The organism is Leclercia sp. W6, assembly GCF_003336345.1.
Lineage (GTDB): Bacteria > Pseudomonadota > Gammaproteobacteria > Enterobacterales > Enterobacteriaceae > Enterobacter.
In genome coordinates this window covers 289282-308926 of sequence record NZ_CP031104.1, presented here as the reverse complement: position 1 = coordinate 308926, position 19645 = coordinate 289282, and the positions used below count along the sequence as shown (strand labels likewise).

General features: G+C 58.6%; 19 protein-coding genes. 3 read left to right on the top strand and 16 right to left on the bottom strand.

The annotated features are described in order from the left end of the window. Positions 1-75 precede the first annotated feature (75 nt). The 4 genes from DVA43_RS01555 to pdxB all read right to left on the bottom strand — a co-directional run bounded on the left by DVA43_RS01555 (position 76) and on the right by pdxB (position 3793). Positions 76-735, bottom strand: coding sequence for a DedA family protein (locus DVA43_RS01555; protein ID WP_103825167.1), 660 nt, complete (start codon positions 733-735; stop codon positions 76-78). Between the two features lie 28 nt (positions 736-763). Then, complete coding sequence (gene truA, locus DVA43_RS01550; protein WP_103180516.1) at positions 764-1576, bottom strand: tRNA pseudouridine(38-40) synthase TruA; 813 nt, start codon at positions 1574-1576, stop codon at positions 764-766. Then, positions 1576-2589, bottom strand: a complete 1014-nt coding sequence (locus DVA43_RS01545; protein WP_114314359.1) for an aspartate-semialdehyde dehydrogenase — start codon at positions 2587-2589, stop codon at positions 1576-1578. Before DVA43_RS01545 ends, truA begins: the two co-directional genes overlap by 1 nt. A gap of 67 nt (positions 2590-2656) precedes the next feature. Next, positions 2657-3793 carry a 4-phosphoerythronate dehydrogenase PdxB gene (gene pdxB / locus DVA43_RS01540; RefSeq protein ID WP_114314358.1) on the bottom strand — a complete coding sequence of 379 codons (1137 nt, stop codon included), beginning with the start codon at positions 3791-3793 and terminating at the stop codon, positions 2657-2659. A gap of 114 nt (positions 3794-3907) precedes the next feature. Between pdxB and flk the strand changes: the two genes are divergently transcribed. After that, positions 3908-4912, top strand: a complete 1005-nt coding sequence (flk, locus tag DVA43_RS01535; RefSeq protein WP_114317051.1) for a flagella biosynthesis regulator Flk — start codon at positions 3908-3910, stop codon at positions 4910-4912. A 90-nt stretch (positions 4913-5002) separates the two neighbouring features. Here the strand turns inward: flk and DVA43_RS01525 are convergent, their stop codons facing one another. Then, complete coding sequence (locus DVA43_RS01525; protein WP_114314357.1) at positions 5003-6181, bottom strand: MFS transporter; 1179 nt, start codon at positions 6179-6181, stop codon at positions 5003-5005. A gap of 68 nt (positions 6182-6249) precedes the next feature. Next, positions 6250-7467 carry a beta-ketoacyl-ACP synthase I gene (fabB, locus tag DVA43_RS01520; RefSeq protein WP_103180525.1) on the bottom strand — a complete coding sequence of 406 codons (1218 nt, stop codon included), beginning with the start codon at positions 7465-7467 and terminating at the stop codon, positions 6250-6252. A 157-nt stretch (positions 7468-7624) separates the two neighbouring features. Between fabB and mnmC the strand changes: the two genes are divergently transcribed. Beyond that, positions 7625-9628 carry a bifunctional tRNA (5-methylaminomethyl-2-thiouridine)(34)-methyltransferase MnmD/FAD-dependent 5-carboxymethylaminomethyl-2-thiouridine(34) oxidoreductase MnmC gene (mnmC, locus tag DVA43_RS01515; protein ID WP_168194634.1) on the top strand — a complete coding sequence of 668 codons (2004 nt, stop codon included), beginning with the start codon at positions 7625-7627 and terminating at the stop codon, positions 9626-9628. A 97-nt stretch (positions 9629-9725) separates the two neighbouring features. Here mnmC and DVA43_RS01510 read toward each other — a convergent pair whose 3' ends face one another. The 6 genes from DVA43_RS01510 to prmB form a co-directional block, all read right to left on the bottom strand. Continuing rightward, entirely contained in the window at positions 9726-10007 is a 282-nt protein-coding gene (locus tag DVA43_RS01510) for a YfcL family protein (RefSeq protein ID WP_103825173.1), read from the bottom strand. A 9-nt stretch (positions 10008-10016) separates the two neighbouring features. After that, positions 10017-10565, bottom strand: a complete 549-nt coding sequence (locus tag DVA43_RS01505; protein ID WP_114314355.1) for an elongation factor P hydroxylase — start codon at positions 10563-10565, stop codon at positions 10017-10019. Continuing rightward, entirely contained in the window at positions 10565-11374 is an 810-nt protein-coding gene (locus DVA43_RS01500; protein WP_114314354.1) for a sulfite exporter TauE/SafE family protein, read from the bottom strand. The genes DVA43_RS01505 and DVA43_RS01500 overlap by 1 nt, the downstream gene beginning before the upstream one ends. Then, on the bottom strand, positions 11374-12198 hold the full coding sequence (gene mepA, locus DVA43_RS01495; protein ID WP_114314353.1) for a penicillin-insensitive murein endopeptidase: 825 nt from the start codon (positions 12196-12198) through the stop codon (positions 11374-11376). Before mepA ends, DVA43_RS01500 begins: the two co-directional genes overlap by 1 nt. A gap of 2 nt (positions 12199-12200) precedes the next feature. Continuing rightward, positions 12201-13286 (bottom strand): chorismate synthase, encoded by a 1086-nt coding sequence (gene aroC / locus DVA43_RS01490; protein ID WP_103180536.1) that lies wholly within the window; start codon positions 13284-13286, stop codon positions 12201-12203. A gap of 76 nt (positions 13287-13362) precedes the next feature. Beyond that, positions 13363-14295: a 50S ribosomal protein L3 N(5)-glutamine methyltransferase gene (gene prmB / locus DVA43_RS01485; RefSeq protein WP_114314352.1), complete on the bottom strand. Its 933-nt coding sequence runs from the start codon at positions 14293-14295 to the stop codon at positions 13363-13365. A gap of 157 nt (positions 14296-14452) precedes the next feature. On the opposite strand from prmB, the gene smrB reads away from it, so the two are divergent. Further along, positions 14453-15004, top strand: coding sequence for an endonuclease SmrB (gene smrB / locus DVA43_RS01480; protein WP_103825178.1), 552 nt, complete (start codon positions 14453-14455; stop codon positions 15002-15004). A 45-nt stretch (positions 15005-15049) separates the two neighbouring features. On the opposite strand, the gene sixA is transcribed toward smrB, so the two are convergent. From sixA to DVA43_RS01460, 4 genes are all read right to left on the bottom strand, one after another. Next, entirely contained in the window at positions 15050-15535 is a 486-nt protein-coding gene (gene sixA, locus DVA43_RS01475; protein ID WP_103180541.1) for a phosphohistidine phosphatase SixA, read from the bottom strand. A 210-nt stretch (positions 15536-15745) separates the two neighbouring features. Beyond that, a complete protein-coding gene (gene fadJ / locus DVA43_RS01470; RefSeq protein WP_114314351.1) occupies positions 15746-17893 on the bottom strand; it encodes a fatty acid oxidation complex subunit alpha FadJ in 2148 nt (715 codons plus the stop codon). Continuing rightward, a complete protein-coding gene (fadI, locus tag DVA43_RS01465) occupies positions 17893-19203 on the bottom strand; it encodes an acetyl-CoA C-acyltransferase FadI (protein WP_114314350.1) in 1311 nt (436 codons plus the stop codon). The genes fadJ and fadI overlap by 1 nt, the downstream gene beginning before the upstream one ends. A gap of 155 nt (positions 19204-19358) precedes the next feature. Next, positions 19359-19643: a YfcZ/YiiS family protein gene (locus DVA43_RS01460; protein WP_103825181.1), complete on the bottom strand. Its 285-nt coding sequence runs from the start codon at positions 19641-19643 to the stop codon at positions 19359-19361. Between the last annotated feature and the right edge of the window lie 2 nt (positions 19644-19645).

Sequence of the window (19645 nt, the reverse complement as noted above, 5' to 3'; positions counted from 1 at the left end):
ACCATGAATGTTGCACATTAAAACATAACAGCCCGAAACTTTGGATAAAAAAGTGGTCGAACCGCAGTCGTGCCTTTATTTTGCTTGTTTTGCCGCCGCGCGACGGTGACGAATCACTTCGATGACGCCCGGCAGAATGGAAACCACAATAATCCCTACGATCAGCAACTTAAGGTTTTCCTGGATCATAGGAATGGTCCCGAAGAAATAACCCGCGTAGGTAAAGCTCAGCACCCAGAGCAGCGCGCCGGTGACGTTATAGAGCGCGAACTGACGGTACGACATATGACCCATACCCGCAACAAAGGGGGCGAAGGTTCTGACGATGGGCACAAAGCGCGCGAGAATGATGGTCTTACCGCCGTGTTTCTCATAAAACGCATGAGTTTTATCGAGATAGCTGCGACGGAAAATCTTCGAGTCCGGGTTACTGAACAAACGCTCGCCGAATAGCCGCCCTATAGTGTAGTTCACCGCATCGCCAAGGATGGCGGCAATCAGCATTAACACCACCATCAGGTGAACGTTAAGGTCGTTGGTCTCCAGCGACGCCAGCGCGCCCGCCACGAACAGCAGCGAATCGCCCGGTAAGAAGGGCGTCACCACCAGCCCGGTTTCGCAAAACAGGATCAGGAACAGAATGGCATACACCCAGACGCCATAATCAGCGACCAGCTCTGCCAGGTGAACATCGATATGCAGAATGAAATCGATCAGAAAGCGAATTAAATCCATATTGTCTAAACCTTTATTGCCACGGCTATCAGTCCGCTAAGAACAGCGGGCCCATTGGCGGTTTTGGAAGGTCAAAACGATCCGGGTAATCGACCGAGACCAGATAGAGCCCTTCCGCTTTCGCCGTTGCTGCCGCCAGCGTTCTGTCCTTCGCCGCCAGCAACTCTGCAATCCAGCTCTCCGGCTGGTGTCCGGCGCCTACTTCCATCAGGCTGCCTGTAATATTCCTGACCATATGATGAACAAAGGCATTCGCTTTGATGTCCACCACCACATACGCGCCATGCCGGCTGACGTTAATGTGCATCACGTTGCGCCACGGTGTGCGAGACTGGCACTGTACGGCACGGAACGAGGTGAAGTCGTTTTCGCCGATCAATGCCTGCGCCGCGCGATGCATGCGATCGGCATCCAGCGGCTCGTAAAAATGGGTGACGCCCTGGCCTAACACCGCCGGACGAAGACGCTGGTTATAGATGATGTAGCGGTAGCGGCGCGCGGTGGCGCTGAACCGCGCATGAAAATCATCCGGCACATTTTTGACCCAGCGTACCGCGATGTCACCAGGCAAATTCGCATTTACCCCCAGCGTCCAGGCCGCATCTTTACGCACTGCGGTGGTTTCAAAATGCACCACCTGCCCCGTACCATGGACACCGGCGTCGGTACGCCCCGCGCACAGGACATTGATGGGCTCATTCGCCACCTGAGAGAGCGCTTTTTCCAGCTTTTCCTGGACGCTGCGCACCTCATTCTGACGCTGCCAGCCATAATATTTACTGCCATCGTACTCAATACCGAGGGCAATCTTATGAACGGGCTTTTGCTCCACTTCAGACATCAGTAGAGATACTCCTGCACCAGTTTCTCGGCAATTTTCACCGCCATCAGCGCGCCGCCGAAACGCACGTTATCGGCGACCGACCAGAACTGGATCTGCTCCGGCATACCGTAATCGTTACGTACACAGCCAATGGAGAGACGCGCGTTGCCCGTTGCATCGCCCACCTGGGTCGGGAATTCGCTCTCTTCAGACAGCTCAATATCTTCACCGCGGCCAAAGGCGTCGCGCGCCTCTTCCGCTGCCAGCGGACGTATGGCTTCAAAGCTCACCATCTGGGCATGGCCGTAGAACACCGGCGACTGCACGCAGTTGGCGGAGATCATCAGCCCGTCATCCTGCAGGATCTTACGCACTTCATCGATGATACGGCGCTCTTCGCGCACGCTGCCTTCACGATCCGGCAGCAGCGGCAGCATGTTGAACGCCAGCTGACGGCCAAAGAAATCCTCTTCGTCCACCGGAATACCGTTCAGCAGCTTCGCGCTCTGCCCTGCCAGGGCATCCACCGCTTTTTTACCGCGGGCAGAGACTGACATCAGGCTGGTTACGGCGATACGGGACAAGCCACCTTCGTCGATGAGCGGTTTCAGGGCGCTAAGCAGCTGGCTGGTCAGGCTGTCCGGGACGGCAATGATGTTACGGTTGCGATAGTCGGCCAGCACGAAGGGGTTCACCTCCGGCACCACCAGCGGCACGTCCGGCTCAAGGGCAAACAGGCCGCTCAAATCAATGACCAGACAGCCCGCGTTGGTGGCCTCTTCAATATATGCTGCGGAGGCGTCGACCCCGGCCGCGAAAAAGGCCAGCTGCGCCTGGGTCCAGTCGAACTCAGCCGCATCCTGAACCATGACGGATTTACCCGCAAAACGCAGGTGCTCGCCCGCGCTCTCATTACGCGCCAGGGCATAGATGTCGCCCACCGGGAACTGACGCTCAGCAAGGGTTTCGAGCAGGGCTTCGCCCACGGCGCCCGTTGCGCCCAGTATGGCAATGTTCCAGCCTTCAGACATGGTGGTTTACTCCAGAAATAAAAAAGCGTCCCTGGCGGGGTATCCGCCAGGGAGCATTAAGAAGACATTAACGAACCGGGTGATGAACGGCGTTGAAACCCAGCTTATGCAGCAGCGACGCCGCAGCAGGATCATCACACATCACATACAGAGAGGACCATTCGCGGCGCTCAACGTAATGCTTACGCAGCTTGTCAAACTCACCCGGCATACCCGCTACTTTTCGCAGCAGCGCGTCATCGCGGCGCACATCATACACTAAATGCACCAGCCTTTTCAGCGTTCCCTGATCCAGCGGGCCGTGCAGGGTGATGCGGCCAAAATCCGGGGTTGGCAGCAGGGTATCCAGCGCCACCTGCTGGGATTTACCGATAAAGGCGCTGTACGCCTCAAACACCTGGGTGGTGCCGCGGGCTTTACCTTCGAGGGTGTAACCCGCGATATGCGCGGTACCGATATCCACTTTGTCCAGCAGGGCCACGTTGAGATCCGGCTCTGGCTCCCACACATCCAGCACCACGCTCAGATCCTGACCCGCTTCCAGGCGCTGCAGCAGGGCCGCGTTATCCACCACCGGGCCACGGCAGGCATTAATCAGGATGGTGCCCGGCTTCAGGCGGCTAATCAGAGCGTCGTCTGCCAGATGGCGCGTTTTATACGGCCCGTCTTTAAATAGCGGCGTATGGAAGGTGAGCACGTCACACTCGGCCACCAGCTCATCCAGGCTGCGGAAATCCCCTTCATCGCCACGGTCAGCGCGGGGCGGATCGCACAGCAGCGTGCGGATACCTAACGCCTCAAAGCGCTTTTGCAGGCGGCTGCCGACGTTACCGACCCCGACAATGCCTACGGTGCGATCGGCCAGGCTAAACCCGTCACGCTCGGCCAGCATCAGCAGAGAGGAAAAAACATACTCCACGACGGCAATAGCGTTACAGCCCGGTGCGGCGGAAAAGCCAATCCCGGCCTGCTTCAGCCACGCGTCATCCACATGATCGGTTCCTGCGGTTGCCGTGCCGACAAATTTGATCCCTTTGCCAGACAGCAGCGCCTCATTCACTTTGGTCACTGAGCGCACCATCAGCGCGTCGGCATCATCCAGCTCAGCGAGCGGAATGGGACGCCCAGGAACGGCCTTAACCTCACCCAGGCGGCTGAACAGCTCGCGGGCGTAAGGCATATTTTCATCAACGAGGATTTTCACGTCTGAGTACCTGTTTGAGAGGAAGAAAACCTGTCAAGTGTGCCATAATCTGGCCGCCAGGCATATACGTAAACCTGGTTAACGATGAGTAACGACTTTAAGGATTTTTTGCCGATGCAGCCCATTTCAGGTACGCCGCCACAACCTCCGGGTGATGGCCCGCGTCCATCCCACGTCGCGGGCGAACAGCCCCTCTCCACACAGCAACGCACTGTACTGGAACGTCTGATCACCCGGTTAATCGCCCTGACGTCGCAGCAGAATGCGGAGGTGTGGGCCGGAGTGAAACACGATCTGGGATTAAAGAGTGATGCGCCCATGCTGTCGCGCCACTTCCCTGCTGCGGAGCAAAACCTCAACCAGCGCTTGAACACCGCCCAGCAAAACCATACCACCCGGCAGATGGTCTCCCAGTTGACGGAGCTGCTGACCCAGGGCAATAACCGCCAGGCGGCCAGCGATTTTATTCGCCAGCAGTATGGCCAGACCGCTTTGAACCAGCTGACGCCCGAGCAGCTCAAAACGGTGCTGACGCTGCTGCAAAATAATCAGCTCAATATTCCGCAGCCGCAGCAGCGCCCGGCCACGGAGCGCCCGCTGCTGCCTGCCGAACACAATACGCTGAAGCAGATGGTGACCAAACTTGCCGCCGCCACGGGCGAGCCGACCAAGCTCATCTGGCAGTCGATGCTGGAACTGTCGGGGGTGAAAGCGGGAGAGTTAATCCCGGCAAGGCAGTTTACCCACCTTGCCACCTGGCTACAGGCACGCCAGACGCTGAGCACGCAAAGCGCGCCAACCCTGCACACCCTGCAGGCTGCGCTGAAGCAGCCGCTGGAGGCCCAGGAGTGGGACAGCATTCAGGACTATGCCCGACAGAACTGGCAGGCGACGCCGCAGACGGTGCTGACCACCGCCCAGGTACAGGATCTGCTCAACGAGATCTTCGTCCGCCGCACCGAGCGTGAAGCTGGCGTGACGGAAGTGCGCAATATCCAGCCGATCTACAGCCCGCTCTTTGCCCCGGTAGTGGAAACCTTCAAAACGCTGTCTGCCCGTCCAGGCCTGATGTTGGTTGCTTTAATCATTGCGCTGGCGATTTTCTGGCTGGTTGCCTGATGTTTTGCCCGGTGGCGCTACGCTTACCGGGCCTACAAAAACACAACCTGCAGGCCGGTTAAGGCGTAGCCGCCACCCGGCAACAAACCGCTAAGATTTCCGAAACGCCACCAGCGTCACCACAATCCCAACCACCGCTGAAACCGCCCCCGCCAGGAAGACCGACGGATAGCCAAACGAGGTGGCTAATAGCCCCGCCAGCGGCCCGGTCACGCCGTATGAGATATCCTGAAAGGCGGCATAGCCACCCAGCGCCGTGCCCCGCACCTGTGGGGCAACGCGTTTAACCACCTCAACACCCAGCGCCGGGAAGATCAGCGAACAGCCGCAGCCGGTCAGGGCTGCCCCCAGCAGTGCTACCGGCGCGGTTGGCGCCTGCCAGAGCAACACCAGACCCACGGTTTCAATCACCAGCGACGCCACCGCTACCTTCACGCCACCATAACGATCCGGCATCCAGCCGAACAGCACCCGCATCAGAACAAACGCGCCGCCAAAAGCGGTGAGCGTAAAACCGGCCATCGCCCAGCCGCGGCTCATAAAGTAGAGCGAGACGAAGGTACCAATCACCGCAAAGCCAACGCCCTGCAGCGCAAGGCCCAGGCCTGGCTGCCAGATCTGCCCCACCACGCTCCACAGGGAGGGACGTTCGCCTTTATGAGCCGGAACTTTACGCACCGTGCCGTTAAACGCCCATGCCAGCAGCGGCAGTGCCATGGTGGTGGCGGCCAGCGCCGCAAAGCCAAACTGACTGTTGATCAAAAGACCCAGCGGTGCACCCGCAGCCAGCGCACCATAGATAGCCATCCCGTTCCACGACATCACTTTGCCGGAGCGCGCGGGCCCGACCAGCCCCATCCCCCAGGTGAGTGTGCCGGTCAGGAGCTGACTTTCACCAAAACCGAGTATTAAGCGCCCTACCACCAGCAGCGCGAATTTATAGGCCGCCTCCACTGGCAGCAACGCGGCCAGTAACCATGCGCCACCCGCCAGTGCGCAGGCGAACATGCCCTGCAATGCCGAGCGTTTTGCGCCGTGCTGATCCGCCAGCCGTCCGGCATAGCCGCGGGTTAACACCGTGGCTAAAAACTGAATACCCACGGCGATGCCGACCATGGTGTTGCCATAGCCCAGCTCCTGATGCACAAACAGCGGGATCACCGGCAATGGCAGGCCGACGGTCATATAGGTGAGGAATACCGCAAAGGCGATACGGAACAGCGAGACGTTGCCGGAAGCGGCGTTTTTATCTTTGGTAACGGCCGTCATGCATAACTCCATGTTCAGGCATAAAAAAAGGGAGCCATCAGGCTCCCTTCTACTATACATTCAAACGCTTATGCTTTCAGCTTACGCATCACCAGCGTGGCGTTGGTGCCGCCGAAACCGAAGCTGTTGGACATGACGGTAGTCAGTTCACGCTCGGTGGTTTCGGTTACGATGTTCAGACCTGCGGCCTGCTCGTCCATCTCTTCAATGTTGATGCTCGGCGCGATAAAGCCGTTTTCCAGCATCAGCAGGGAGTAGATCGCTTCCTGCACGCCAGCCGCGCCCAGGGAGTGACCGGTCATGGCTTTGGTGGCGGAGATAGCCGGGCTGTTGTCGCCGAACACTTCACGGATAGCACCCAGCTCTTTCACGTCGCCTACCGGAGTAGAGGTACCGTGGGAGTTCAGGTAGTCGATTGGGGTATCAACGCCGTGCATCGCCATCTTCATGCAGCGCACTGCGCCTTCGCCTGATGGAGCCACCATGTCTGCGCCGTCGGAGGTTGCGCCGTAGCCAACAATCTCAGCATAGATGTGCGCACCGCGGGCCAGCGCGTGTTCCAGCTCTTCCACCACTACCATACCGCCGCCGCCTGCGATAACAAAGCCGTCACGGCTTGCATCATAGGTACGGGAGGCTTTTTCCGGGCATTCGTTATATTTGGTGGACAGGGCGCCCATCGCGTCGAACTCACAGGCCATTTCCCAGCCCAGCTCTTCGCCGCCGCCAGCAAATACGATGTCCTGTTTACCCAGCTGGATCTGCTCAACCGCGTTACCGATACAGTGTGCGGAGGTCGCGCAAGCGGAGCTGATGGAGTAGTTTACGCCGTGGATTTTGAACGGGGTCGCCAGACAAGCGGAAACCGCTGAACCCATCGCTTTGGTCACCACGTATGGACCCACCGCTTTCAGACCGCGCGGGCTACGCATCGCGTCCGCACCAAACACCTGCGCTTTAGAGGAGCCGCCGGAGCCAGCAATCAGACCCACACGCGGGTTGTTCTGATAAACCTCTTCGCTCAGGCCAGCGTCAGCAATCGCTTCCTGCATAGAGAGATAGGCGTAGATGGAGGCATCGTTCATGAAACGGACCACTTTGCGATCGATCATGCCCGTGGTGTCCAGTTTTACATTACCCCATACGTGGCTACGCATGCCGGAATCTTTAAACTCTTCAGAGAAGGTGATCCCGGAGCGTCCTTCACGCAGAGATGCCAGGACTTCCTGCTGGTTATTACCGATGCTGGAAACGATGCCCAAGCCAGTAATCACTGCACGTTTCATTCAATACCTCTGTAAGTCGCACTATTTAAGTTTCGAGTCGCACAATAGCGTACACTTGTACGCTGAACAAGTCCGATCAGCCATTTTCTGCGGAAATTTGCACCATCAGACGCACATCGTTAAGATCGCGGCACAGCCTGTCAGACGAGTAACTTACGTGAAACAAAACGCTATACAACCCGCCAACCTCGAATTCAACGCTGAGGGTACACCTGTTTCCCGAGATTTTGACGATGTCTACTTCTCTAATGATAACGGACTGGAAGAGACACGTTATGTTTTCCTCGAAGGAAATCAGCTGAATTCCCGTTTTCCGCTGCATCCCCGCGATCTCTTTGTGGTGGCGGAGAGCGGATTTGGCACCGGGTTGAATTTCCTCACCCTCTGGCAAGCGTTCGATCGCTTTCGTGCGGCGCACCCTGACGCTACCCTGCAAAGGTTACATTTCATCAGTTTTGAGAAATACCCGCTGGCCGCCGACGATCTCCGTCTGGCGCATCAGCACTGGCCGGAATTAGCCCCCTGGGCGGAACAGCTTCAGGCCCAGTGGCCACTGCCTATCGCAGGCTGTCATCGCCTGCTGCTGGACGGCGGGCGCGTCACGCTCGATATCTGGCTGGGGGATATTAACGAACTCACCGACAAGCTGGATGACTCCCTGAACCAGCAGGTTGACGCCTGGTTCCTCGACGGTTTTGCCCCGGCCAAAAACCCGGATATGTGGACCCCAGAGCTGTTTGCCGCGATGGCGCGTCTGGCGCGGCCCGGTGGGACGCTCGCCACCTTTACCTGCGCCGGGTTTGTCCGTCGCGGCCTGCAGGAAGCGGGTTTCACGATGAAAAAAACCAAAGGCTTTGGCCGCAAGCGCGAAATGCTCGTCGGGGTGATGGAGCAGGATCGCCCCTCCCCTGCCCGCACCCCATGGTTTGCCCGTCCGGCCAGCGACGGGCGCGAAACCGCCGTGGTGGGCGGCGGGATTGCCAGCGCGCTGCTGTCGCTGGCGCTGCTGCGCCGTGGCTGGCAGGTGACGCTCTACTGCGCCGACGATACACCGGCGACGGGCGCCTCCGGCAATCGTCAGGGGGCGCTCTATCCCCTGCTTAGCGCCCACGATGCTGCGCTGAGCCAGTTTTTCCCGACGGCCTTTACCTTTGCCCGTCGCCTGTATGATGCTCTGCCGGTGGCCTTTGATCATACCTGGTGCGGCGTGACTCAGCTTGGCTGGGATGAGAAGAGTCAGCAGAAAATTGACCATATGCTGGCTCTGGGCCTGCCCGAGCAGATTGCGGTGGCGGTGAATGCCCAACAGGTGGCGGAGAGCATCGGAGTGCCGACCGGCTGCGGCGGGATCCAGTATCCGCTCGGCGGCTGGCTGTGCCCGGCGCAGCTTACCGCGGCGGCGATCGCGCTGGCCCAAACTCTGGGCCTGCAGGTGCACTATGGCCGCAAGGTAACGTCGCTGGCGCAGACCGACGCCCGGTGGATGTTGCAGTTTGCCGACGGTGAGCAGGCGCAGCATGGCAGCGTGGTGCTGGCGAACGGACACGGCATCAGCCAGTTCAGCCAGACCGCACCACTGCCGGTCTACCCGGTGGGTGGCCAGGTGAGCCATATCCCGGCGGCCCCGCAGCTGAGCCAGCTGCGCCAGGTGCTCTGCTACGACGGGTATCTGACCCCGCAAAATCCGGCCAACGGCCAGCACTGCATCGGCGCAAGCTATCATCGCGGGCAGACCGAGCCGCAGTACAGCGATGAGGACCAGCAGCATAATCGCCAGCGTCTGCTCGACTGTTTACCCGAAGCGGCATGGGCGCGTGAGGTGGATGTCAGCGCAGGCGAGGCGCGCACCGGTATTCGCTGCGCCACCCGCGATCATCTGCCGATGACGGGTGCAGTACCGGACTATGAAGCCACGCTGACGGCTTATCAGGATCTCGCCAGCAACACATCCCAGGCGGTCAGCGCCCCGGCGTTCCGGAATCTGTTTATGCTGGGCGGGCTGGGCTCCCGCGGGCTTTGTACGGCGCCGCTGACGGCGGAGGTTCTTGCCGCGCAAATGAGCCACGAGCCGATCCCGCTGGACAGCCACACGCTGGCCGCGCTCAATCCGAACCGGTTATGGGTGAGGAAGTTGTTGAAGGGGAAGAGGGTGAAAGCGTAGGCCCGGTAAGCGTAGCGCCACCGGGCGTCTGGCAAAGGAGCCGTTTTAACGCCGGGCGACGCATTCGCTTGCCCGGCCTACATGTCCAGGCGCTAACTTATGACGTCAGGCTGGCTTTCTGAAACAAGGTTTCCCACATCCCCAGCACTAATGACTGGTCGCGCGGAGAGAGTTCGCCGGCCAGAATCGCTTTTTCCAGGCTGCGGGAGACTTCAGCATGCACCGCGTCCGCAGAGTGGTCGTCACCGGCTTCCAGTTCGGCGACGGCCAGCGTCAGGTGACCACGCAGATAACCGCTGGCAAACAGTTCATCGTCACTGGCGTGCTCCACCATGTCATCAATTAACGCCAGAATGCGTGATTCAAATTCTGCGATCATCTTCTTTCCTCAGTTAAGATCTTCCGGCCACGGGAAGTGTTCCGCCGTGATGTCCGGCGTGTGGTAATAATTCTGTAAAGCCTTGATCAAGCGCGCCGGACGTTCCGGGATGCCTTTCTCAAGATACTCCATCACCTGCGCGTGTACGCGGCGCTGGAAGACAATACGGTCTGGCTCGAAGTCGCCTTCGAGATTGTCGCAGCTGACGTTGAACGGAAATCCTGCCGCCACGCAGAAGAGCCATTCCAGCGCCTGGGGTTTCACTTCCACATCTTCAAATTGCCCCTGGGTCGCGGCGTCACGCCCATCCGGGCAGTACCAGTAGCCGAAGTCCACCAGCTCGCGGCGCGCTTTACCGGCAATGCACCAGTGGGATATTTCGTGCAGCGCACTGGCGTAAAAGCCGTGTGCGAACACGATCCGGTTGTACGGTAGCTCTGCATCAGCAGGAAGATAGATCGGTTCGTCGTCGCCTTTAATCAGACGGGTATTAAAATCTTGTGCGAAGCAGCCGTCGAAAATCTCAATCAGCTGTTCGTATTTATGCGTACTGTTCATTAGTTCATCCCCAACCAGTGGAGGATCTCCTGTCCGTGGCTGTCATAAAGAAGTTTGGCACTCATCACGGCCGAGACAATGACAATCATCGGACGGATGAGCTGTTGCCCTTTGCTTAACACCAGACGCGAACCTGCCCGTGCGCCCAGAAATTGTCCGGCCATCATCACGAAGCCGGTCGCCCAAATCACCTTCCCGCCGATGATAAAGAGCAGCAGGCCACCGACATTAGAGGTGGCGTTCAGCACTTTCGCATGGGCGGTGGATTTGGCGAGGTTGAAACCAGCCAGCGTGACAAACGCCAGGGCGTAAAACGACCCGGCTCCGGGCCCGAAGAAGCCGTCGTAAAAACCGACGCAGCCGCCCGCAATCAGGGCAAACGGCAGGCCGTGCAGGCGGCGCTGCCTGTCCTCTTCGCCCAGTTTCGGCATCAGCAAAAAGTAGAGGCCAATGCAGATGACGAGAATCGGCAAAATCTGGCGCAAAATATCGGACTGCACATGCTGAACCAGCAGCGCCCCGCTGGTAGAGCCGATAAAGGTCATCAGAATGTTGAGCTTCTGATCGGCGAGGTTCACCACCTTGCGGCGGATAAAATAAAGCGAGGCGGATAACGATCCGCCACACGCCTGCAATTTGTTCGTCGCCAGCGCCTGGGCTGGGCTCATGCCCGCCGCCAGCAGGGCCGGAACCGTCAGTAACCCGCCGCCACCGGCCAGGGCATCAATAAACCCGGCCAGCATGGCGATAAAAAACAGCGCCACCAGCATCAGCGGCGACACCATAAACAACTCAGCAAATTGGTCCATCACAGGGCATGCTCATCCAGTAGCGCCTGACAGGAAGGCGGCAACGGAGGCGGTGTCTTCTTCACAGGCTTGGTGGGTCCAGGTTTCGCTGGCTCAAACCAGCTTTGTAATTCCGCGCCGCAGCCATCGCCTGGCGGCGGTAACGGTTGATCTTCACACTCGAGGCTGTTCGCCGGGCATCGCAGGCGCACGTGCATGTGCGCGCGGTGCTGGAACCACGGCCGCACTTTACGCAGCCAGTCGCGGTCGGTTCCGGCATCTTCGCATAGCTGCTGCTTGATGGCCGGGTTAACGAAGATACGTGTGACGTCGTTATCTTCCGCCGCCAGCTTGATCATGCTGGAGACCTCTGGCGACCAGCGCGACGGCACCACCCGCTTGCCATCGCTGGAAACCAGATCGAGCGCCTGCGGCTTCAGCAGTTGCGAAGATGACCAGCGCGTTTTCGGCAGCTGGAGGAAGATATCGACATCCAGCCCGGTCTGGTGGCTGGCGTGGCCGCCGTTAAAGCGTCCGCCTGCCGGCATCCCCATATCGCCCACCAGCACCGTGCCGAGTCCCAGGTTATGCACCTGGTTACCCAGTCGCTGAATAAACAGCACCAGGTCCGGGTGGCCGAAGTAGCGGCGCTGGTCGGTACGCATCACCTGATACGTATCCGACTGCAGAGGAAGTTCCTGCGCACCAACGATACAGCCATTAGAGAACGCCCCAATTGACTGCGCGCTGCCCGCGATCGGGTGGGTGATTTTTTGCCATGGCGTTGCCGCCAGAGCGGCCCCACTGGCAAGCAGCGCCAGCAGAGCAATTGCGGTTTTTTTCATGGTTACCAGCGTGGAATGGTGGTCGTCACATCCGCATTCTGCGCGCGCTGGCGCAGGAAGTGATCCATTAGCACGATCGCCAGCATTGCTTCGGCGATCGGCACTGCGCGGATCCCGACGCAGGGATCGTGACGTCCTTTGGTGATCATCTCAACTTCTTCACCAGAGCGGTTAATGGTGTGGCCCGGCACGGTAATGCTGGAGGTTGGTTTCAGCGCGATGTTGGCGATAATCTGCTGCCCGCTGCTGATGCCGCCTAAAATGCCGCCCGCGTGATTGCTCTGGAAGCCCTGGGCTGTGATCTCGTCCCGGTTCTGGCTGCCACGAAGCTGAACCACGTCAAAACCGTCGCCAATCTCCACCCCTTTTACCGCATTGATGCTCATCATCGCATGGGCGATATCAGCATCGAGGCGGTCAAAGACCGGCTCGCCCCAGCCCGGCGGGACGCCGTCAGCCACCACGGTGACTTTGGCGCCAATGGAGTCGCCCTCTTTCTTCAGGGCGCGCATCAGTTCATCGAGCGCTTCCAGCTTCGAGGCGTCAGCGCAGAAGAACGGGTTCTGTTCAACCTGCTCCCAATCGGCGATCGCCAGCGGGATATCGCCCATCTGGGTCAGGCAGCCGCGAATGGTGATGCCAAACTTCTGTGCGAGGTATTTTTTGGCAATGGCCCCTGCCGCGACGCGCATGGCGGTTTCACGGGCGGAGGAGCGTCCGCCGCCGCGATAGTCGCGGAAACCGTATTTCTGCTCGTAGGTATAGTCGGCGTGACCCGGACGGAACACATCCTTAATGGCACCGTAGTCCTGGGAACGCTGATCGGTATTCTCAATCAACAGGCCGATGCTGGTGCCGGTGGTGCGTCCTTCAAAGACGCCTGACAGAATTTTGACCTGATCCGGCTCGCGGCGCTGGGTGGTGTAGCGTGACGTGCCTGGACGGCGTCGGTCGAGATCGTGCTGTAAATCGGCTTCAGTCAGTTCGATGCCTGGCGGTACGCCATCAACGATACAGCCCAGCGCCAGCCCGTGGGACTCACCAAACGTCGTCACACGGAATAATTGTCCAATACTGTTTCCTGCCATCACGGCTCCGTTTTCGTTGTTCTGTATTTGAGCTTTCTGTGTTTGCGCAATGTGAAACGGGCCGAAGCCCGTTGGATTAATCTTTGTAGATGCTGAAGTGTTCGCGCGCGGCGAGAAGCTGCGCTTTAGTCAGCATGAAGACGCCATCGCCACCGTTGTCGAACTCGAGCCAGGTGAACGGCACATCCGGATATTGCTCCATCAGATGTACCATGCTGTTACCGACTTCACAAATCAGAATGCCGTTGTCGGTGAGATAATCTGGCGCGCAGGCCAGAATGCGGCGGGTCAGCTTCAGGCCGTCGGAGCCAGAGGCCAGTCCCAGCTCTGGTTCGTGACGGTATTCGTTTGGCAGGTCTGACATGTCTTCTGCGTCAACGTACGGCGGATTGGTCACAATCAGGTCGTACTGCATTTTCGGCAGGTCACGGAACAGATCGGAACGGATCGGCGTGACGTGATGGATCAGGCCGTGCTCTTCAATATTGTGTTCCGCTACCGCCAGCGCATCAGGGGAGATATCGACAGCATCTACTTCCGCTTCCGGGAAGGCGTACGCGCAGGCAATGGCGATGCAGCCGCTGCCGGTACACATATCCAGGATATGCTCAGGCTGATGGTCAATCAGGCCAGCGAACTGGTTGTTGATCAGTTCACCAATCGGCGAGCGCGGCACCAGCACGCGTTCATCGACAAAAAACTCATGGCCGCAGAACCAGGCTTTGTTGGTGAGGTAGGCCACCGGAATGCGCTCGTTTACACGACGGATCACGCGCTCAACGATGCGGTGTTTTTCGCTGGAGGTAAGGCGCGCGGAGCGCATATCTTCCGGAATATCCAGCGGCAGATAGAGGGATGGCAGAACCAGCTGTACCGCCTCATCCCACGGGTTGTCGGTACCATGGCCGTACCAGATATTGGCCGCGCTGAAACGGCTGACCGCCCAACGCAACATGTCCTGAATGGTTTGCAGCTCATTCACCGCTTCATCGACAAAAATTTTATCCACTATGTTCTCCAGGGCATGCTCGCTAAATTTTCGGCGGCTAGTGTGCCATGAAGACGGCGATAAATCAGCACTGTCGCTAACGGCTTGCGGGTAAAAAATGCGTTTTGCCGCGCAGTGAGTCAGGTACACTGTCGGAAATAAGAGATGAGACGACCCCATGAAAAAGAAAATATCGCTCAGCGAGGAGGATCAAACGCTGTTTCGTCAGCTAATGACCGGCACGCGTCAAATCAAGCAGGACACCATTGTCCACCGCCCGCAGCGCAAAAAAGTGAGTGAAGTTCCCGTAAAACGGCTGATTCAGGAGCAGGCCGACGCCAGCCACTACTTTTCCGATGAGTTTCAGCCGCTGCTGAACACGGAAGGTGCGGTGAAATATGTGCGCGCGGACGTCAGCCATTTCGAGCTGAAAAAACTGCGTCGGGGAGATTATTCGCCGGAGCTGTTCCTCGATCTGCACGGGCTGACCCAGATGCAGGCGAAACAGGAGCTGGGCGCGCTGATTGCCGCCTGCCGTCGCGAACATGTTTTTTGCGCCTGCGTGATGCACGGCCACGGCAAACATATTCTCAAGCAGCAAACCCCACTGTGGCTGGCTCAGCATCCACACGTGATGGCATTTCATCAGGCACCGAAAGAGTATGGCGGTGATGCCGCCTTGCTGGTGTTGATTGAAGTGGAAGAGTGGCAACCGCCTGAGCTGCCCTGAGAGGCAGGCGGGTGGCTCATGCTACCCGCCTGGGTCCGATTTACATCAGATAGCTTTCGCCATCTTCAGATTGCAGGGGCTCATCTGCCAGTTGAAGACGCCAGCACCCGTTTCAGAGAGGGTAACGTTGGCAATGGCAGAGGTGCTGAACATTGGCGGCGTTTCGCCCGGGCAGAGTTCAGCCACCAGATAGCCGACTAACGGCAGATGGGAAATTACCAACGCAGAGGCGACACCTTCATTGCACAGCGCCTGAAGATAGGCACTGACAAGACCCACGTCGCCACACGGGGTAAGCTCTGGCAGAACATCGACATTGGCTGGCAGGTTCATACACTCCCCTACCACATCCAGCGTCTGTTCAGCGCGTAAGAACGGGCTGACGAGGACACGTTCAATATCCACTTTTTGCCCTTTCAACCAGGTAGCCATTTGACGGGACTCGTCACAGCCGCAAGGCGTCAGAGGACGTACAGAGTCACTGGCAGCATCAAGTGCCGCGTCACCGTGACGCATGATAAAAACTTGCATATTGCACCGCTTTTGTTGACCAGGATCACCGGTGTTATTACCCCGTGTGAACACATAACGAGGTAGAAAACCCGATGGCCGGGCATTGTGCCTGATCCATCCGTTGAATGAAACGCTGTTTTTTACCTCAACGGCGTAAGTATAGTCAATGTCTGTTTACAAATTAGACAGGACCAGACCCTTCAACGGCGGATTTACTCTTATTTGACCTTAATTTACAAGGTCAGTTTCCTTTGCTGGCCAAAATCGCAGCCCCTGATCCGCCATCTGCAATAATGTGTCACACGGTGTAAACCGCGGCCCATATTGCACAGCCAGTCGTTGTAAAATCGCAACAACTTCACCCGCACCTACGCTATCCATATAGCGGAACGGGCCACCCAGGAAAGGTGGGAAACCAATGCCAAAGACGGCGCCAATGTCGCCATCGCGGGCATTTTTAATGATCTTCTCATCAAAGCAGCGCGCCGCTTCGTTGAGCATCATCATCACGCAGCGTTCCGCGCACTGGGTCGCAGAGAGTTTGCCCTCGCCGCCAGACTTAATAAGCCCATAAATCGCCGGGTCGACCCGCTTCTTGCTTTTACGCCCTTTTAGGTCGTAAAGATAGAAACCGCGGCCATTTTTTCTGCCTTTGCGATCGTCATTCAAAATTGCAGAAACAATGTTTGCGGGCGCGCTAAACCGTTCGCCGTAAGCGCTTTCCAGCACAGGTATAATTTTAGTGCCGGTATCGATTCCCACCTCATCCAAAAGTTGGATTGGGCCAACGGGGAAACCAAACTTCACCAGCGCATTATCGATATGCTCGACCTTTTCGCCTTCGGTCAGCAGGCGCATGGCCTCGTTGATATAGGGGGCCAGAATGCGGTTGACGTAGAACCCGGCTTTATCAGCCACCACCACCGGCGTTTTGCCCTGCATTTTTGCCAGCTTAACGACGGTGGCAACGGTCTGCGGGCTGGTTCCGGCATGGGGGATAACCTCCACCAGCGGCATTTTTTCTACCGGACTAAAGAAATGCAGCCCGATCACCTGCTCAGGGCGCGCGGCCTGGGCCGCAATATCGCCGATAGGCAATGAGGAGGTATTAGAGGCAAAAATGGTGTGCGGCGCACAGTTCGCTTCGATCTCGGCCACCATCTGCTGTTTCAGCGCCAGGTCTTCAAATACTGCCTCAATCACCACATCGCGATGACGGAATCCGCTGTAGTCAGTGGTGCCGGAGATCAGCGCCATCTGGCGATCGCGCTCGCTGGCTTTGATATGGCGGCGTTTGACCTTTTTATCAAGCAGCTGCCAGCTGTACTGCAGGGCGTGGTTGATCCCTTTCGGGTTGATGTCTTTGATCCGCACCGGTAATTTGCCTTTGCTGGCGCTGACGAAGGCGATCCCGCCCCCCATCAGGCCACCGCCCAGCACGCCAATTGACGCCAGCGGCGCAGGCTCGGCTTCGCTGCCGGGATCTTTTTTCACGTCGGTGCTGGCAAAAAAGATGCTGCGCAGCGCCTGAGACTGCGGCGTCATCGCCAGCTCGCCAAAGGCTTTCGCTTCTGCGGCATAGCCGCTGCTGCTGCCCTGGGTCAGACCGGTATGAATAACCTCAAGAATGCGTTTTGTCGCCGGGTAGTTGCCCTGGGTTTTTTGCTCGGTTTTGTTCGCCACCATTTTGAACAGCAGCGTACGCCCCAGTGGGCCTGCCAGCACGCGCTCGCGCACCGGTAAGCGACGGCTGTCGGGTTTGCCTTTCAGCGCGCGCGCCACGGCGGCCTCCAGCAGAATGGAATGCGGAACCACCTCATCCACCAGCCCGACTTTCAGGGCCTGGCGTGGGCGCAGCTGTTTGCCGGCGAGGATCATCTCCAGCGCCGTGCTGACGCCCACCAGACGCGGCAGGCGCTGGGTGCCGCCTGAGCCCGGCAGTAAGCCAAGCTGTACCTCCGGCAGGCCCAGCACCGTTTTGGCGTCGTCGGTACAAATTCGTCCGTGGCAGGCCAGCGCCAGCTCCAGGCCGCCGCCGAGACAGGCGCCGTTGATCGCCGCAATCACCGGAATGGTCAGGGCATGAATTTCGGCCATGATCTGCTGCCCCTGACGGGCCAGATCTTCCGCTGCCTGGGCGCTTTCGGCGCGGGCAATCATGTTGATATCGGCCCCGGCGATAAAGTTATCCGGCTTGGCCGAGATAAATACCAGCCCGCGCAAAGCTTTGTTTTCTCGCACCTGTTTGAGGATAGCGCGAACCTGACCGCCAAACTCCGCTTTCAGGGTATTCATCTTTTCGCCTGGGGCGTCAATGGTGACTACCGCCACGTTGTCCGGACGTACGTCCAGGGTGAATGCCGTTGTCATCTCCATTACTCTGCCTCCAGAACCATTGCGGCACCCAGGCCACCCGCAGCACAGGCGGTGACCAGTCCAAACCCACCGCCGCGACGGCGCAACTCATGCAGCGTCTGGGTGATCATCCTCGCCCCGGTCGCCGCAAAGGGGTGACCGTAGGCAATGGAGCCCCCCAGCACGTTAAATTTGCTTTCGTCCACTTCGCCGGTGGCGTGGGCGCGGCCCAGCACATCCCGGGCAAAACGGTCGCTTGCCAGCAGTTTCAGGTTAGCCAGAGTCTGGGCGGCAAAGGCTTCATGCATGTCGATGAGCGTCAGATCGCCCATCGTCAGTCCGGCACGCTCCAGCGCCAGCGGCGTGGACCAGGCCGGCCCCAGCAGCATGTCCTGCCAGACATCAATGGCGGTAAAGGCATAGCTGCGCAGATAGCCGAGCGGCTTCAGGCCCAGCTCTCTGGCGCGGGATTCGGTCATCAGGATCACCGCTGCCGCGCCATCGGTTAACGGTGTGCTGTTCGCCGCCGTGACGGTGCCATGTTTGCGGTCGAATGCCGGACGCAGTTTCGCGTAATCCGCCAGCGTAGAGGTGCCGCGAATATTGTTATCCTGGCTTAGCGGTTCGCGATACGGCGGGGTGTAGGCGGTCATCACCTCCTCCGCCAGCTTGCCTTCTGCCCAGGCTTCTGCGGCGCGCTGATGCGAGCGGTGCGCCAGGGCATCCTGCTGCTCACGGGTGATGCCATAGGTTTTCGCCATCTGTTCGGCGGTATCCCCCATTCGCAGCCCGGTGGAGTATTCCGCCACGGCGGGCGGAACAGGAAGGAGATCGCGCAGACGCAGGCGCGAGAACAGTGACAGCCGCTGCCCAGTGGTGCGGGCCTTGTTGACGTCTACCAGCACGCGCGCGAGCTTTTTGCTGACGCCAATCGGTAACACGGACGAGGAGTCTGCGCCCCCGGCTATCCCGGCGCGAATGGTGCCGGTTATCAGGCTTTCTGCCACGTTCGCCACCGCCTGAAAGCTGGTGGCGCAGGCGCGGCTGACGCTGTAGGCATCGGTGTGGACATTCATTCCGGTGCCCAGCACGATTTCACGGGCGATATTCGGCGCTTCCGGCATTTGCACCACCTGGCCAAAGACCAGCTGTTCAATCACCTCGGGTGGGATTTCACTGCGAGCCAGCAGCTCCCCTACAACCATTTTTCCCAGATCGACGGCAGGTACGCCATGATACGCCGTCGCCTGACGGGCAAATGGCGTGCGTAATCCACTGACAATGGCAATGCGATCCCCCTGACGGGTGATTAGCGGTAATGCCTGACTCATAACGCTCCCCTGTGAATAACAAATGCGCAAAGTGGTCTGACCTGATAACAGTCTTAACTAAATTTTTACATTAGCCAATCGGGGAGAGGAAAAATTGCGAGCGAACACACAGAGAGGAGACGAAACGCCTCCCGGAAGGGAGGCGCGGGAAGGGCTTAACGCAGACCGAGTTGAAAAATCAGGGATTCTGCTTCGCAGCTGAACACGAAGTCGATGTCCAGACGAACGCCGCCTTCCACTTCGGTGAAGTTGGCGTTGATTGCGCACGGTTCGGACTCCACGCTGCGGGCTTTTTCGGTCAGCGCGGCCAGCGTCTCTTCGGCGTCGGCACGGCGGGTAAACTCACGGCTGTAAGAGGCGGTGCAATCCGTGTTGTCCACAATGGTGCCCACATCCATACAGCAGCAAACCGGGGTTTCATCAGCACTGCATTTACTCATAG